The sequence below is a fragment of the Sphingomonas sp. SORGH_AS_0879 genome (assembly GCF_030819175.1).
In the GTDB taxonomy this organism is placed as follows: domain Bacteria; phylum Pseudomonadota; class Alphaproteobacteria; order Sphingomonadales; family Sphingomonadaceae; genus Sphingomonas.
Genome location: NZ_JAUTBJ010000002.1, coordinates 1860430 through 1876334 on the forward strand (window position 1 = coordinate 1860430; position 15905 = coordinate 1876334).

Below are 15905 nucleotides of genomic sequence, written 5' to 3' on the forward strand. Positions count from 1 at the left end.
CCCCTTGCAGGGGAGAAATGAACCAGTCTCAGCGCGGCGTCGCGAACCAAATGGTGTGGGTGGCGCCCTTGCCATTATCCCTTGCCCGCACCTTCACCTCATCCACGGTGAAGCCCGCGCGCGACAGGCGGCGGGCGAAGACGGGGTCGGGCGCGGCGGACCAGATCGCCAGCACGCCGCCCGGGCGAAGCGCGACGCGCGCCTCGTCCAGTCCACGCGCGGAGTAAAGCCCATCATTGGCCGGGCGGGTCAGCCCGTCGGGGCCATTGTCCACGTCGAGCAGGATCGCGTCATAGGTGCCGCGCCCTGCATAGATGGCGTTGCCGACATCGCCCATAGCCAGCGTCACGCGCGGATCGTCCAGGCACCCGGCGGTCAATTCCGCCATCGGTCCGCGCGCCCATTCGATGATGCCTGGCACCAGCTCGGCGACGGTGACCCGCGCATCCTTGCCCAGCCGCGCCAGCACCGCGCGTAAGGTAAAGCCCATGCCATAGCCGCCGATCAGCAGGTGCGGGGCATTCCGCCCATCCAGCCGGTCGCAGGTCATCGTGCCGAGCGCCACTTCCGAGCCGCTCATCCGCGTGCTCATCAGCTCGTTGCGGTCGAGGACGATCATGAAGTCCTTGCCGCGCCGGAACAGACGTAGCGGCTCGCCGCCGGGCACCTCGGCGACGCCCAGCAGCTCGCGCGGGGTCACTTGCCCTGGCGTGCCTTGCGAGCGGCGTAGCGGGCGTCGCGCGCAGCCTTCAGCTCGGCGGCGGTCGGAACCACCGGCGGACGCGCGGCGGCGGCAGCGGCCTCTGCGGCGGCGTCCGCCTCGGCCTGGGCCTTGGCGCGAGCTTCCTCGCGGGCAGCCTTTTCCTGCTCGATCGCGGCCTTGTGCGCGGCGCGGCGCTCGGCCTCGGCGGCCTCCTTGGCCTCGCGCGCGGCCGCGCGGGCGGCGACCACCGCCGGATCGGGCGCGGCCTTGTTGCGCAACTTTTCGAGTGCCGCCGCCTTGGCATCGCGCGAGGCCGATGCACGATCGGCGAAACCGGGAACCTTATATCCTGCCATCAATCATCTATCCCGTTTGGGGGCGCTGGGCCCCATAGCACAACGGCCCCGCATCGCTGCGGAGCCGTCGTAGAAACTGGTGGACGCACTTGGGCTCGAACCAAGGACCCGCTGATTAAGAGTCAGCTGCTCTACCAACTGAGCTATGCGTCCGATCGTCACGCTCGTCAGGCCGTCCGGCGGCCCGCCTCGTGATCAGGAGGCGCGCCTTTAGCATCGCCTTCCCGCTTTGCAAATGCTTTTCGACGAATGACGCCACTTTTTTTGGGGGTCACCAGCGCGCGGCGCGTCGGTTTTCCCGGTCGATCGCCATCAATATGCCCAGGCACAGCAGCACCGTCATCTGCGACGACCCGCCATAGCTGACCAGGGGCAGGGGGATGCCGACCACCGGCGCGAGACCCATGACCATCATCAGATTGACCATGACATAGATGAAGATCGTGGTGGACAGTCCCGCTGCGGTCAGCCGGGCGAAGCGCGTCGGTGCGGCCTGCGCCACGTTCAGGCCCCAACGGATGACCATCAGGAACGCGAAGATCAACAGGCACCCGCCGATCAGCCCCCATTCCTCCGCCATGGTCGCGAAGACGAAATCGGTATGACCTTCCGGTAGATAGTCGAGATGGCTCTGCGTGCCGTTGAGGAAGCCCTTGCCCCATATGCCGCCCGATCCGATCGCGATCTTGGACTGGCTGATATGATAGCCGGTGCCGAGCGGATCGCTTTCGGGGTCGAGGAAGATCAGCACCCGGTTGCGCTGATAATCGTGCAGCACGAAATTGACCGCGAGCGGCGCGGCCACCGCCAGCGCCATCGCCCCGCCGATGAAGAGGCGCAAGGGCACCCCCGCCAGGAACATGACGGTCGCCCCGCCCGCACAGATCATCAGCGCGGTGCCCAGGTCCGGCTGTTTCATCACCAGCGCGGCGGGCACCGCGATCATCGCCGCGACGGGCCATATTCCGGAGAATCGCCGCGTTTCAGCAGGAGGCATGAGTTCGTAGAAGCGCGCCGCGCCCAGCACGATGAACAGCTTCATCAGTTCGGACGGCTGGAGTCGGATGAAGCCGACGTCCAGCCATCGCTGGCTGCCCCCACGCACCGCGCCGAGCAGTTCGACCAGCACGAGCAGCACGACGAGGATGAGATAGCCCGGCATCGCGATCCGTCGCCACAGATCGAGCGGCAGGCGCGACAGGACCAGCGACCCGGCCAGCAGCACGAAGAAGCGTACCCCCTGCGGCTTGGCCCAGGGGGTCAGCGATCCGCCCGCCGCCGAATAGAGCACGACCAGCCCGAAACAGCCGATCGCCATGACCAGCAGGATCACCCGCCAGGGCAGTTGCGCGATGGGTTCGGGGATGATGCGGGGACCGCTCATGGATTGGGGTCCGCTATATCGTCGCTGGGGTCGGTTTCGCGCGTCGCCATTGCCTCGGCCTGGGCGTCGGACACGTTGGTCGCGGCCTCGACCGCGGGGGCGTCGGTGGCGGCACCCGCATCGGTCTTGGTCGCGGCGGAGGCGGGCTTGGGCGAATGGGCGGCCCGATAGGCGGCTTCGTCGGCGCGCATCCGGGTGGCGATGTCGCCGCCCCAGGTCGGTTCACCTTCCGCCAGCGAGGCGAGCGCCCGGTCCCGGTCGAACAGATAGGTCATGATGTCGCGCCCGATCAGCGGCGCGTCGAGATTGCGCACGGTATGGCCGTTATGTTCGAGGACGACGGAGATGGCATAACGCGGATTGTCGGCGGGGGCGAAGCCCACGAACAGCGCGTGATCGCGCAGCTTGAAGGGCAACTGCCCGTTCTTGAGCACGCCCGTGCTGCGCCGCTCCGCCATGCTGATCCGGCGAACCTGCGCGGTGCCGGTCTTCGCCGCGAGCGCGACGCCGGGCACCAGCATCCGCGCCGCGCCGCCCGTGCCGCCTTGGTTGACCACGCCGAACATTGCGTCGCGCACGACCGCCAGATGCTCGGACGCCAGGGGCAGGGCGGGGGCGTCGAGATGGACCTGATGCGACAAAAGGCTGGGCTTCAGGTCGCGACCCGAAGCGATCCGCGCCGCCATCACCGCCAGTTGCAACGGATTGGCCAGCACATAGCCCTGGCCGATCGACGCGTTCAGGCCGTCGGCGATGGTCCATTTCGTCTTGTATTTCTTCAGCTTCCACGCCGAATCCGGCACGGTGCCGTAACGCTGCGTATTGAGGGGCAGGTCGAATTTCTGCCCCAGTCCCAGCATCCGTGCGACCGGCGCGATCTTGTCATACCCCATGCGCCGGATCATCTCGTAGAAATAGATGTCGCAGCTCTGCTCGATCGCGCCCTTCAGGTTGAGCGCACCGTGCCCGCCCTTTTTATGGCAGTGGAATATCCCGGTGCCGACCCGCATCGCGCCCGTGCACAGGATGCGGTCGTCCGCGCCGACCCCGGCCGCCAGCAAGGCTAGTCCGTTCATCGGCTTGACGGTCGAGCCCGGCGGATACAGCCCCTGGGTCACCTTGTTCATCAGGGGCACATGGTCATTCTCCGACAGCATCGCCCATTCCAGATGGCTGATCCCGTCCGAAAAGCTGTTGGGGTCGTAGGCGGGCATCGACACCATCGCCAGCGTCTCGCCGGTGCGGCAGTCGAGCACCACCGCCGACCCCGAATTGGTGCCCAGACGCCGCGCGGCATATTCCTGCAAGCCCGCATCGATGGTCAGGCGGATGTTGCGACCCGGCACGTCGGGCCGGGTGGCCAGTTCGGCGACGACCTTGCCCCGCGCGGTCACCTCGACCCGCTTGGCGCCGGGCTTGCCGCGCAAATAGGGCTCCAGCATCTTTTCCAGCCCGTCCTTGCCCAGCTTGAAGCCGGGAGTGACAAGCAACTGGTCGTGCGTGGCCTTGAACTGTTCGGCGGTGGGCGTGCCGACATAGCCGGTCAGGTGGGCGACCGCCGGTCCGGCGGGATAGAAGCGGGCGAAGCCCCGCGTCGGCTGGACGCCGGGTAGCTCAGGCAGGCGGACGCTGACCGCCGCGAAGCGTTCCCAGTCCAGCCGCTCGGCGACCTGCACCGGCTGGAACCCGGCGGCGTGTTCCAGGTCCAGGCGGATGCGGTTCATCGCCTCTTCGTCCAGCTTCAGGATCTGGCGGAGCAGGTTCAGCACCCGCTCCTTGTCCTCTTTCGCCAGCCGATCGGGGATGATGTCGACGCGGAAATCGGTGCGGTTGTTGGCGATGGGCAGGCCGTGCCGGTCGATCAGCCAGCCCCGGCGCGGCGGGATCATCGTCGTGTTGACGCGGTTGCTCTCGGAGAGAAGATTATACTTCTCGTTCTGCGCGATCGACAGCCAGGCCATCCGTCCGGCGAGCAGCAGCCCGACCGCGCCCTGTGCCGCGCCGAGCACGAAGGCGCGGCGCGAAAAGCTATAGGCCTGCGCCGCCTCGGTCATGATCCGCCCCTGGCGTTCCATGTCAGACCCCTACCTCATTCCGGCCGCGTTTGCGATCGATCCACGCGACCAGGCGGGTGGCCATGGGGAAGAGAAGGATGGTGATAGCGATCTGGATGACCAGCGGCGCGTCGACCTGCGCCGCCATCGGCACCGCCAGGAAGCGCCCGGCGATCAGGCAGAAGGCGATGGCGCCGCTGGCGATCAGCCAGTCCTGCCAGAAATCGCGGAACACCAGCCGATGCTCGAACAGATCGATGGCGAGCGAGGTCAGCGACCAGAGCAGCATCGCCGAGCCGAGCGGCTGTCCCGACAACAGATCGTCGAACAGCCCCAGCGGCGCCGCTGCCCAGAGGCGCAGCGCGAACCGCGCCACCAGCCGCCACGCCAGCAGCATGAGCAGGCCCATCGGCGGCTGCAACGGCACGATCGCCACCACCGGGACGATGGCGGTCAGCGATCCGGCCATCACGGTCAGCCATGGCAGCGCGCGGGCGCGGGCGGGGGGCAGTCCGGGGTCGAAGGGGTTATAGGTGTCGAGGGTCACGGCCGGGGCGCCGGCGCAGATGGCGGCATCGGCATGAAGGCGCGCTGAACGATCGCGAAATCCAGCGTGTCGGGATGAACGAACGGGCGCGCGATCGCCACGTCTCCGCCCGCGCTGCGGATGCGCGCAACCGGGATGTTGGGCGCGTAAAGGCCGCCGGTGCCCGAGGTGACGAACAGGTCGTCCTTGGCCAGCCGGACATTGGTGGTAACGGAACGCACATCGAGCATCCCGTCCCCACGCCCGACCGCGATGGCGGGCAGCCCGTCGCGCGTCCGGCGGACCGGCACGATGCTTTCCGGATCGGTCAGGAGCAGGACGCGCGCGGCGGCGGGCCCCGCTTCGGTCACGCGACCGATCAGGCCTTCGGGACCGCGCACCGCCATGCCGGGCGTCACGCCCTGCCAGCGCCCGGCATTGAGCAGGGCGAAGCGCCGACCGCTCGCCCCGGTCGAACTGACCAGCCGGGCGGTGGCGATGCTGTCGGGCGTCCGGTCGCGGACCGCCAGCAAGCGCCGCAACCGGCGATTGTCATAGGCGATGGTCCGCGCGGTTAGCAGGACCTTGCGCGATTGCTCCAGTTCGGCGCGCAGTCGCTCATTCTCGGAATGGACGAAGAAATAATGGCCGATCGTATCGGGGACGCCGCTGATCGCGTCGCCGATCGCGACGAACCCGCCCGAGATGGGCGCCGTCACGCTGCCCAACGTCATGCGCAGGGCGCCGAAGGCGGGCGGGTGGAAGGTCGATGCGACAAGCAGCACCGCACCCACCACCGCACCCGCCACCGCGAGCACATAGGCCAGGAAAGCCCCATATTGCCGCCGTCGCGAAAAGCCGGTGCGACGGTCGCGGGCAGGCGCCATGCGCCGGTCCCCTTATGCTGGAGGTTAGCCGTTCAGCAGGACGCCGCGATACATCGGGTCTTCCAGCGCGCGGCCGGTGCCCAGAGCCACGCAGGTCAGCGGGTCCTCCGCCACCGTCACCGGCAGGCCGGTCTCGTCGCGCAGCACCTCGTCCAGCCCTTCGAGCAGCGCGCCGCCGCCGGTCAGGACGATGCCCTGGTCGACGATATCGGCGGCCAGTTCGGGCGCGGTGTTCTCCAGGGCGACACGAACGCCCTCGACGATGGTCGCGACCGGCTCGGACAGCGCCTCGGCGATCTGGCCCTGGTTGATCGAGATTTCCTTGGGCACCCCGTTGACCAGGTCGCGGCCCTTGATCTGGATCGTCACGCCGATGCCGTCCGCCGGGGGACGCGCGATGCCGACCTCCTGCTTGATCCGCTCGGCGGTGGCTTCGCCGATCAGCAGGTTATGGTTACGGCGAACGTAAGAGACGATCGACTCGTCCATCTTGTCGCCGCCGACGCGGACCGAGGTCGTGTAGGCGAGCCCCCGGAGCGACAGCACCGCGACTTCGGTCGTGCCGCCACCGATGTCCACGACCATCGAGCCGATCGGCTCGGTGACGGGCATGTCGGCACCGATCGCGGCGGCCATCGGCTCTTCGATCAGGAAGACTTGGCTCGCGCCCGCGTTCGAGGCGGCGTCGCGGATCGCGCGGCGCTCGACCTTGGTCGAACCCGACGGCACGCAGATCACGATCTCGGGCCAGCGCGCGAACTTGCGCGGGCCGTGCACCTTCAGGATGAAGTGCTTGATCATCTGTTCGGCGACGTCGATGTCCGCGATCACGCCGTCGCGAAGCGGCCGGATCGCCTCGATATTGCCCGGTGTCTTGCCCATCATCAGCTTGGCGTCGTCGCCGACCGCCTTTACCCGCTTGATGCCGTTGATCGTCTCGACCGCGACGACGGACGGCTCGTTCAGCACGATGCCGCGTCCGCGGACATAGACCACGGTGTTCGCGGTGCCGAGGTCGATCGCCATGTCTTGCGACATGAATTTCAGGAAGCGGGGAAGGGGCATCGAGGCTTTCGTTCCGTCTGTGGACCGGGTGGGCGTGGACTCATATCCCAGACCGCCGCCAAGAGCCGTTACAGGCACCTGCTCCGTCACATTTGCGGGGTCGCGGGATGCCGTCGCTTGGGCTAGGGTTTGCCGCATGTCAATACGGCGTCTGCCTCCGCATCTCGTCAATCGTATCGCCGCCGGTGAAGTGGTCGAAAGGCCCGCCAGTGCGTTGAAGGAACTGGTCGAAAATTCGATCGATGCGGGGGCCACCCGGATCGCGGTCACGCTGGGTCAGGGCGGGCTTAGCCGGATCGAGGTCGCCGATGACGGATGCGGCATGTCGGCGGAGGACATGGCCCTCGCGCTGGAGCGGCATTGCACGTCCAAACTGCCCGACGAGGCGATCGAATCGGTCGTAACCCTCGGATTTCGAGGCGAAGCCTTGCCTTCGATCGCCAGCGTCGCGCGGGTCACGATCGAAAGCCGCCCGGCGGGGCGTGATGGCTGGAGCCGTGTCGTCGACAATGGCGAGGTGCTGCGCGACGGTCCCGCCGCCGTGCCGCCGGGCACGCGGATCGTGGTGGAGGACCTGTTCGCGCGGGTCCCCGCCCGCCGCAAATTCCTGCGTTCGCCGCGATCCGAATATGCCGCCTGCCTCGACATGGTGCGCCGCCTGGCCATGGCCCGGCCCGACATCGCCTTCACGCTGGAGCATGACGGCAGGCGGGCACTGACCGTGCCGGGCGGCGAGGAGCGACCGGGGCGAGTCGCGGGGCTGACCGACCGCGCGCTGGCGGAGAATTCGGTCGCGATCGACTGGGTCCGTGATTCGGTGACGTTGGGCGGCGTCGCCAGCCTGCCGACCTTCAACCGGGGCATTGCCGACCATCAATATCTGTTCGTCAATGGACGACCGGTGCGCGACCGGCTGCTGATGGGCGCCATTCGCGGCGCCTATGCCGAGATGCTGCCGCGCGATCGCCATGCCGTCGTCGCGCTGTTCCTCGACCTGCCGCCGAGCGAGGTCGATGTGAACGTCCACCCGGCCAAGACCGAGGTCCGCTTCCGCGACCCCGCCCTGATCCGGGGCATGATCGTCTCGGGACTCCGCCGCGCGCTGGACGAGGCGGGGCATCGCAGCGTGCAGCGGCCCGCCGAGTCCGCGCTCGCCATGTGGCAGACGGAGAGCGTCGGGGCTGCCCCGCAGCCTGCGATGCCGCCCGCTGACGACTGGACCCCCGCCGGTCCGGAAACAAGGGTGATGGAGCGCCAGTCGCTCTTCGCGCCGCGCCCCGGCTTTTCGGCCCCCCCGCCGCTGGCCCGCGCCGAAGCCGCCTTCACGCTGCCGCCCGAGGTCCGGCAATTCCCGATGGGCGTCGCGCGCGGGCAGGTCGCCAAGACCTATATCGTCGCCGAGGCCGAGGACGGGCTGGTCCTGGTCGACCAGCATGCCGCGCATGAGCGACTGGTGCTGGAGCGGATGCGCGCGGCGCTGACCGGCGGGCGGATCGCATCACAGGCGATGCTGATCCCGGAAGTGGTCGAACTGGACGAACCCGCCTGCGACCGGCTGGAGGCGCGGGCCGAGGAACTGGCCGAGTTCGGGCTGGACCTCGAACGCTTCGGCCCGACGGCGATGCTGGTTCGCGCGACGCCCGCATTGCTGGGGCAGAGCGACCCCAAGGGGTTGGTGTCCGACCTGGCCGATGAACTGGCGGCGTTCGACCAGGCGCTTTCCTTGCGCGAACGACTGGATCATGTCGCCGCGACCATGGCCTGCCACGGCTCGGTCCGCGCGGGCCGCATCCTGTCGGTTGCCGAGATGAATGCGCTGCTCCGCGAGATGGAGGTCACTCCGCATTCCGGCCAGTGCAACCATGGTCGCCCAACCTGGGTGAAGCTCCAGCATGGCGATATCGAGAAGCTGTTCGGGCGTAAGTAATCCCGCTCTGGCGATCGCTCGCTGAAATCTTAACGAAGCGACCGGAATGGATCAGCTCTGTCAATTCGGATGCGATTGGATAGCGTTGCCCATCCGACCCCATAGTATCGTCGCCCGCAACTCTTGGGCGAGAGATGGGGGGCATTATGAAGCGCGGCGGGGCGTCATCGGTGCGATCGATAATAGGCATTCTGGCTATCGGTGCGTCCTTGGCGGGATGTGCTGGCCAGCGCAGCGCTCTGGAGGCGCAAAGCCGCGTCAATCCGGTTTCGTCCGCCGCTTATCCCCTGAAATTCTGTCCTTTGGTCATGGCCAGCGGATCGGACACGCGCATGGGGGCGATCAATCTCGACTGCTTCGCCTTTCCGGAAGTCGATGCCCGATATGATCGCGAGGAGGGCCGGTCACCGCGCTATGGGATCAGGAATCGTCGAAATCTCGCCTATGCGATGGCGACCGAGGAAGCGATATATCGCAATCGGTTGACGTCCATCCTTATCAAGCAGTCGGATGATATCTGCGTTCAGGAACTCGGGCGCCTGACCGCCAATGAGGCGACGGTGAATACCGCGCTCAGCATCTTCGGGACGGGGTTCTCGACGGCGGCGTCCATCGTCTCGGGCGATCTCGCCAAATCCATTCTGGCGGGCGGCGCAACGCTGGCGGGTGCCAGCCGCGACCATATCAATGTCCATGTCTATCGCAACACGATCGCCCAGGCGATCAGCCAGGTGATCTGGTCGGAGCGCCAGTTGCGCCAAGCCGAAATCCAGAAACATTATGAGCAAGCCTTGGGCGCATGGTCGATCGACGACGCCATTCGCGACGTGAACGCCTATCACGCGCAATGTTCGTTCTACAAAGGCCTCGAACTCCTTCTCAAGGCGGCGAACAACAATGGCGATGTGGGCGCATATCGCCGCGAACTCACCCGGCGGGCAGAGGTCTCCCGCGCGCGTGAAGCGATCCTGGGGGTCGAGCAATCCTTGAGGCAACTCCCTGCCGACAGTCCCGAAGCGGCGTTGCTGCGACAGGAGGTCGTTCGCCTGACGTTGAAGTCGACCGGGGATACGGGTGCTGAAGACGAAGGTGGCGGGGACGCCGACGTGAAGGAATGACCGCGTGATCGTGGCCGGATCCTGCGTGGTGCGCATTCAACTGCCGATCGCATCGGCGGTTGCCGCAAGCCTATCTTCGATCCAAACCGGATCATCCCTTTTCCGGCGATGAAGCGAGCCCATATAGCGACCAACCGAGATTATTTTCGGCCGTGCGTTCATCCTGACGCAACTTTTGCACGGAGCCGTGTATTATTGGCGTCAACAAGGGTTTGGGCGGTTTTTGATATGAAGCACATCATGCCTGTGATTTTCGCGCTCATTCCGTTGGCCGCTGTGGTCAGCGCGTGTGTCGCCTGTCCCTGACCTGGGACGCGCGGTTTTGAGGCCGTAGCCCGATCTGCCGTCGCCCAAGACGCAAAAAAGGGCCGCCCGGACATGCCGGGCGGCCCTTCTTTCACTCGGCGGAAGGCCGAAGCGTAGGGATCAGCCCTGCACTTCTTCTTCCTGCTCCGGCTGAACCTCGGCGGTGGCGCCGGGCTCTGCGTTGGGATCGTAATCCTCGGTGAAGCCGGCTTCGTCACGCTCGAACATCGACGACATCACGTCGACGCCCTGCGCCTGCATCTCGGCCTCTTCCGGCGAGCGGGCGACGTTGACCTTGACGGTCACGGCCACTTCCGGGTGAAGCGCGACGCGCACGTCGTACAGGCCGATCGCCTTGATCGGACGGTCGAGCACGATCTGGCCCTTGTTGACCTTGTGGCCATCGGCGACCAGCGCGTCGACCAGATCGCGAACCGCGACCGAGCCATAGAGCTGACCGACGTTCGATGCCTGACGGATCAGGGTCACGGTCACGTTGTCGAAAGTCTTCGCCTCGACCTCGGCCTCGGCGCGACGGTTCGCGTTCTCGGCTTCGATGCGGGCGCGGTTGGCCTCGAACACCTTCTTGTTGGCTTCGTTGGCGCGCAGCGCCTTCTTGCGCGGCAGCAGGAAGTTACGGGCAAAGCCGTCCTTCACCGTGACCACGTCGCCGATGGCGCCGAGCTTTTCGACGCGCTCAAGCAGAATAACGTCCATCTCTAGGACTCCTTACTTCACGACGTAGGGCAGGAGGCCCAGGTGACGGGCGCGCTTGATGGCCTGGGCCAGTTCGCGCTGCTTCTTGGCCGACACGCTGGTGATGCGCGAAGGCACGATCTTGCCGCGCTCGGACACGAAGCCCTGGAGCAGACGGACGTCCTTATAGTCGATCCGGGGCGCGTCCTTCGCGGAGAAGGGGCAGCTCTTGCGGCGACGGAAAAACGGGCGGGCCATTATGCGGCTTCCTCTTCACGATCACGACGGGGGCGGTCAGCGCGGTCGGGGCGTTCGCCACGATCGGCACGACGCTCACGGTCGCGCTCCTGCTTGCGCATCATCACCGAGGGGCCTTCTTCATGGCCGTCAACCTTGACGGTCATGTAGCGGATCACGTCTTCGTTGATCTGGGTCTGGCGCTCCAGCTCGGCAACGACGCCCGCGGGCGCGTCGATCTCGAGCATCACGTAATGCGCCTTGCGGTTCTTGGCGATCTTGTACGCCAGCGAACGCAGGCCCCAGGTCTCGGTCTTCACGACCTTGCCCTGATTGTCCTCGACGATCTTCGTGGCGGCTTCCGCCAGCGCGTCCACCTGCGCCTGTGCCAGATCCTGGCGCGCAAGGAACACGTGCTCGTAAAGAGCCATGCAGCTTACCTTATGTTGGCCGATCGCTGACGCCCACCCCATGTGGTGCGCCCCTCCGGCTGTCTTCCATACTTCAATACCGTCACGCCAAAATGGCATGAGGGCGGGTGAAGCAGGTGCTTCCCGCCCAATGGTGAGCTGGCTCATAGCGGATCGCGGGCAAAAGGCAAGCGGGGAAGATGGCGCGCACTTGCCAGCGGCGGGCGACCTTTCTACCGCGCGGGCCATCCACTTACGCTTTGATGGCAGATAAGACATATGCGTGCATTCATCTTTCCGGGCCAGGGCAGCCAGGCCGTCGGCATGGGCAAGGCGCTGGCCGAGGCGAGCCCCGTCGCTCGCGAGGTGTTCCAGGAGGTCGACGAGGCGCTGGGCCAGAATCTCTATCGCCTGATGGTCGAAGGCCCCGCCGATGAGCTGACCCTGACCGAAAATGCGCAGCCCGCGATCATGGCGAACGCCATCGCGACGCTGCGCGTGCTGGAGAAGGAAGGCGGCGTCCGCCTGTCGGAGAAGGCCGATTTCGTCGCGGGCCATTCGCTGGGCGAATATACGGCGCTGTGCGCGGCGGATGCGCTGGATATTGCGACGACCGCGCGGCTGCTGAAGCTGCGTGGGCGGGCGATGCAGGCGGCGGTGCCGGTGGGCGAGGGCGCGATGGCGGCTTTGCTCGGCGCGGACCTGGACAAGGCAAAGGTCATCGCGGGCGCGGCGGTCGATTCGATCCTGGCCGAGGGTGGCGGCGAACTGCTCTGCACTGTCGCCAACGACAATGACCCGTCGCAGGTGGTGATCTCGGGCCACCGCGCCGCGATCGAGAAGGCCGTTGCGCTGGCCAGGGACCTGGGCGCCAAGCGTGCCGTCCTGCTGCCGGTGTCCGCGCCCTTCCACTGCCCGCTGATGCAACCCGCCGCCGATGCGATGGAGGCAGCGCTTGCCGAAGCGACGATCCGCGCGCCGCTGGTGCCGGTATACGCCAATGTCGAGGCCGCACCGGTTGCCGATCCGGGCGCGATCCGCGCGCTGCTGGTCGCGCAGGTGACGGGCATGGTCCGCTGGCGCGAATCGGTGCTGGCGATGCAGGATGCGGGCGTGGCGAATTTCGTCGAATTCGGCGGCAAGGTCCTCGCCCCGATGGTCAAGCGGATCGCGCCGGACTGCGACGCGCTGAGCGTCGTGACGATGGACGATATCGAGGGGCTTCTCGCCAAGCTCTGATTTTGCGCGCAGAGGCGCGAAGGACCCAGAGGGGGATTGGGGCGATGCGCGACATTGATCTCGTTAGTGGGGACGTGGTCGATGTCGCGTTGAGATTGCATCGCGAATTGGGCCCCGGTCTTTTGGAGAGCGTCTATGAGATTGTGCTGGCCGCCAGATTGGCGGCCATGGGCTATTCTGTCGCGCGTCAGCGCAGCATCGACATCGAGTTTGAAGGTGTGCGGATCGATGGAGCATTCAAGATCGATCTGCTGGTTGACGAGCGCTTGATCGTTGAAATCAAATCCGTCGAGCGGCTGGCACCCGTTCACGCCAAACAACTTCTGACATATCTTCGTCTCACCGGGCAGCCCGTCGGACTGCTGATCAACTTCGGAGGGGAAACCTTGCGCGAGGGCATACGCCGTCTCGTTAACAACCATTACCCCTCTGCGTCCTCCGCGCCTCTGCGCGAACAAGAATTCTAGGGAGTTTCCAAATGTTCGACCTGACAGGAATGACCGCCCTCGTGACCGGCGCATCGGGTGGGCTCGGCTCGGCGGTGGCGAAGGCGCTGGCGGCGCAGGGGGCGAAGCTGGCGCTGTCCGGCTCCAATATCGACAAGCTGGAGGCATTTCGCGCCGAACTGGGCGGCGATCATGTCGCGGTGCCGTGCAACCTGTCCGACCCCGTCGCGGTCGACGCGCTGATCCCGCAGGCGGTGGAAGCGCTGGGCGGCAAGATCGACATCCTGGTCAACAATGCGGGCGTCACGCGCGACAACCTGACCATGCGGATGAAGGACGAGGAGTGGGATCAGGTGATCCGCGTCAATCTGGAGGCCGCGTTCCGTTTGATCCGCGCCGCCGCCAAGCCGATGATGAAGGCGCGTTTCGGTCGTATCATCTCGATCACCTCGGTCGTCGGTGCCACCGGCAATCCGGGGCAGGCGAACTATGCCGCATCGAAGGCGGGCCTTGTCGGCATGTCCAAGGCGGTGGCCCAGGAACTGGCCAGCCGCAACATCACCGTCAACTGCGTCGCGCCGGGCTTCATGCGCTCGGCGATGACGGACGTGCTGCCCGAGGCGCAGAAGGCCGCATTGCTCACCCGAATTCCGGCGGGCGATCTGGGCAAGGGCGAGGATATCGGTGCCGCCGTCGTCTATCTGGCGTCGAAGGAAGCGGGCTATGTCACCGGCCAGACGCTGCACGTCAATGGCGGCATGGCGATGCTGTAAAAGGCGTATTTGCCACGAATGATCCTATCCTGGTCCAAGTCCGTCGCCGGACGGGCTTGCCAGACATGGGCGCGCGTTCTACGTGCGTTCAGCAAGTATCAACCCCCGATGAATTACGAGAAGGGATTACCATGAGCGAGACCGCCGACCGCGTGAAGAAGATCGTCGTCGAGCATCTCGGCGTCGAAGCCGACAAGGTGACCGAGGACGCGAGCTTCATCGACGACCTCGGTGCCGACAGCCTCGACATCGTCGAGCTCGTCATGGCGTTCGAGGAAGAGTTCGGTGTCGAAATCCCGGACGACGCCGCCGAGAAGATCACGACCGTCAAGGACGCGATCACCTATATCGACGAGAACAAGGCCTAATTCCGGGGCCACTCGGCCTGCGTGATCCGCAGACCGAACGGGCCGTCAGGCCAGGTTGCAAGCGGCTCCCCGATCCCGACTAGCGGGCGGGGAGCCGTTTTCGTTATGGAATGGAGTGGAATATGCGGCGCGTCGTCGTAACCGGATTGGGTCTTGTCACGCCGTTGGGCGCGGATGTGGAAACGGCCTGGGCCAATCTGATCGCTGGCAAGTCCGGCGCGGGAACGATCACCCGCTTCGATACCACGGGGCAGAAATGCACCATCGCCTGCGAGGTGAAGCCCAAGGATCATGAATATGGCTTCGACCCCGACAAGCGCGTCGACCACAAGGTCCAGCGCCAGGTCGATCCCTTCATCGTCTATGGCATCGACGCCGCCGGACAGGCGCTGGAAGATGCGGGCCTGACCGAGATGGACGAGGCGACGAAGCTGCGCGCGGGCGTGTCGATCGGCTCGGGCATCGGCGGTCTGCCGGGTATCGAGATCGAGTCGGTCAACCTGCATGAGCGCGGTCCCGGCCGGGTCAGCCCGCACTTCGTCCATGGTCGCCTGATCAACCTGATCTCGGGCCAGGTCAGTATCAAATACGGCCTGATGGGTCCGAACCATGCGGTCGTCACCGCCTGCTCGACCGGCGCGCATTCGATCGGCGACGCGGCGCGGATGATCCGCGACGACGATGCCGACATCATGCTGGCGGGTGGTGCGGAGAGCACGATCAACCCGCTGGGCGTGGCGGGCTTCGCTCAGGCACGCGCGCTCAACATGAGCATGAACGACCGTCCCACCGAGGCGAGTCGCCCCTATGACAAGGGTCGCGACGGCTTCGTGATGGGCGAGGGCGCGGGTGTCGTGGTCCTCGAGGAGTACGAGCATGCCAAGGCGCGTGGCGCGAAAATCTATGCCGAGGTCGTAGGTTACGGCCTGTCGGGCGACGCCTATCACGTCACCGCGCCGCACCCCGAGGGCAAGGGCGCGGAAAATGCGATGCGCATGGCGCTGCGCAAGGCAGGCATGGAGCCGTCGGACATCGACTATATCAACGCGCATGGCACCTCGACCATGGCCGATACGATCGAACTGGCCGCGGCCAAGCGCGTGTTCGGCGACGACCTGTCGGGCGCGTCCATGTCGAGCACCAAATCGGCGATCGGCCATCTGCTGGGCGGGGCTGGTGCGGTGGAGAGCATCTTCTGCATCCTGGCGCTGCGCGACCAGATCGTGCCGCCGACGCTGAACCTCGACAACCCGGACGAGGGGACCGAGGGCGTCGACCTGGTCCCGCACAAGGCCAGGAAGCGGGAGGTGAAGGCGGTGCTGAACAACTCGTTCGGCTTCGGCGGGACCAATGCCTCACTGGTGATGAAGGCGATCTAAACGTCACTTGCCGTTCGGACGGGGCGGTTGT

At 66.2% G+C, this 15905-nt stretch carries 17 protein-coding genes and 1 tRNA gene; 7 read left to right on the top strand and 11 right to left on the bottom strand.

Annotation, left to right across the window (positions count from 1 at the left end; all coding sequences use genetic code 11):
• Positions 1–28: 28 nt before the first annotated feature.
• From QE379_RS09560 to QE379_RS09595, 8 genes are all read right to left on the bottom strand, one after another.
• Entirely contained in the window at positions 29–700 is a 672-nt protein-coding gene (locus QE379_RS09560) for a spermidine synthase (RefSeq protein WP_306999890.1), read from the bottom strand.
• A complete protein-coding gene (locus QE379_RS09565; protein WP_061779050.1) occupies positions 697–1059 on the bottom strand; it encodes a DUF6481 family protein in 363 nt (120 codons plus the stop codon). The genes QE379_RS09560 and QE379_RS09565 overlap by 4 nt, the downstream gene beginning before the upstream one ends.
• Positions 1060–1136: 77 nt before the next feature.
• A tRNA-Lys gene (locus QE379_RS09570) sits at positions 1137–1212 on the bottom strand.
• Between the two features lie 118 nt (positions 1213–1330).
• Positions 1331–2443 (bottom strand): rod shape-determining protein RodA, encoded by a 1113-nt coding sequence (rodA, locus tag QE379_RS09575; protein ID WP_306999894.1) that lies wholly within the window; start codon positions 2441–2443, stop codon positions 1331–1333.
• Positions 2440–4518 (bottom strand): penicillin-binding protein 2, encoded by a 2079-nt coding sequence (gene mrdA, locus QE379_RS09580; RefSeq protein ID WP_306999897.1) that lies wholly within the window; start codon positions 4516–4518, stop codon positions 2440–2442. Before mrdA ends, rodA begins: the two co-directional genes overlap by 4 nt.
• Before the next feature lies 1 nt (position 4519).
• Entirely contained in the window at positions 4520–5044 is a 525-nt protein-coding gene (locus QE379_RS09585; protein ID WP_267432413.1) for a rod shape-determining protein MreD, read from the bottom strand.
• Positions 5041–5910: a rod shape-determining protein MreC gene (mreC, locus tag QE379_RS09590; protein ID WP_306999900.1), complete on the bottom strand. Its 870-nt coding sequence runs from the start codon at positions 5908–5910 to the stop codon at positions 5041–5043. The genes QE379_RS09585 and mreC overlap by 4 nt, the downstream gene beginning before the upstream one ends.
• Positions 5911–5934: 24 nt before the next feature.
• Entirely contained in the window at positions 5935–6975 is a 1041-nt protein-coding gene (locus tag QE379_RS09595) for a rod shape-determining protein (RefSeq protein WP_306999903.1), read from the bottom strand.
• Positions 6976–7111: 136 nt separating this feature from the next.
• Here QE379_RS09595 and mutL point away from each other — a divergent pair, with 136 nt between their 5' ends.
• Together mutL and QE379_RS09605 are read left to right on the top strand one after the other, a co-directional pair.
• Positions 7112–8902, top strand: a complete 1791-nt coding sequence (gene mutL, locus QE379_RS09600) for a DNA mismatch repair endonuclease MutL (protein WP_306999906.1) — start codon at positions 7112–7114, stop codon at positions 8900–8902.
• A gap of 209 nt (positions 8903–9111) precedes the next feature.
• Positions 9112–10020, top strand: coding sequence for a hypothetical protein (locus QE379_RS09605; protein ID WP_306999909.1), 909 nt, complete (start codon positions 9112–9114; stop codon positions 10018–10020).
• Positions 10021–10446: 426 nt separating this feature from the next.
• Here QE379_RS09605 and rplI read toward each other — a convergent pair whose 3' ends face one another.
• From rplI to rpsF, 3 genes are read right to left on the bottom strand one after another with little or no spacing between them, the layout of a single operon-like run.
• Positions 10447–11043, bottom strand: a complete 597-nt coding sequence (rplI, locus tag QE379_RS09610; protein ID WP_306999913.1) for a 50S ribosomal protein L9 — start codon at positions 11041–11043, stop codon at positions 10447–10449.
• Between the two features lie 12 nt (positions 11044–11055).
• On the bottom strand, positions 11056–11280 hold the full coding sequence (gene rpsR, locus QE379_RS09615) for a 30S ribosomal protein S18 (protein WP_007403456.1): 225 nt from the start codon (positions 11278–11280) through the stop codon (positions 11056–11058).
• Positions 11280–11690 carry a 30S ribosomal protein S6 gene (gene rpsF / locus QE379_RS09620; protein ID WP_037567458.1) on the bottom strand — a complete coding sequence of 137 codons (411 nt, stop codon included), beginning with the start codon at positions 11688–11690 and terminating at the stop codon, positions 11280–11282. Before rpsF ends, rpsR begins: the two co-directional genes overlap by 1 nt.
• Before the next feature lie 258 nt (positions 11691–11948).
• On the opposite strand from rpsF, the gene fabD reads away from it, so the two are divergent.
• From fabD to fabF, 5 genes are all read left to right on the top strand, one after another.
• Complete coding sequence (fabD, locus tag QE379_RS09625; RefSeq protein WP_306999916.1) at positions 11949–12908, top strand: ACP S-malonyltransferase; 960 nt, start codon at positions 11949–11951, stop codon at positions 12906–12908.
• A gap of 44 nt (positions 12909–12952) precedes the next feature.
• Positions 12953–13375, top strand: a complete 423-nt coding sequence (locus QE379_RS09630; RefSeq protein ID WP_306999919.1) for a GxxExxY protein — start codon at positions 12953–12955, stop codon at positions 13373–13375.
• 11 nt (positions 13376–13386) lie between these two features.
• Positions 13387–14127: a 3-oxoacyl-[acyl-carrier-protein] reductase gene (gene fabG, locus QE379_RS09635; RefSeq protein WP_306999922.1), complete on the top strand. Its 741-nt coding sequence runs from the start codon at positions 13387–13389 to the stop codon at positions 14125–14127.
• Positions 14128–14258: 131 nt separating this feature from the next.
• On the top strand, positions 14259–14495 hold the full coding sequence (locus QE379_RS09640) for an acyl carrier protein (RefSeq protein WP_007403554.1): 237 nt from the start codon (positions 14259–14261) through the stop codon (positions 14493–14495).
• 122 nt (positions 14496–14617) lie between these two features.
• Entirely contained in the window at positions 14618–15874 is a 1257-nt protein-coding gene (fabF, locus tag QE379_RS09645; RefSeq protein WP_306999926.1) for a beta-ketoacyl-ACP synthase II, read from the top strand.
• Positions 15875–15905: the final 31 nt, after the last annotated feature.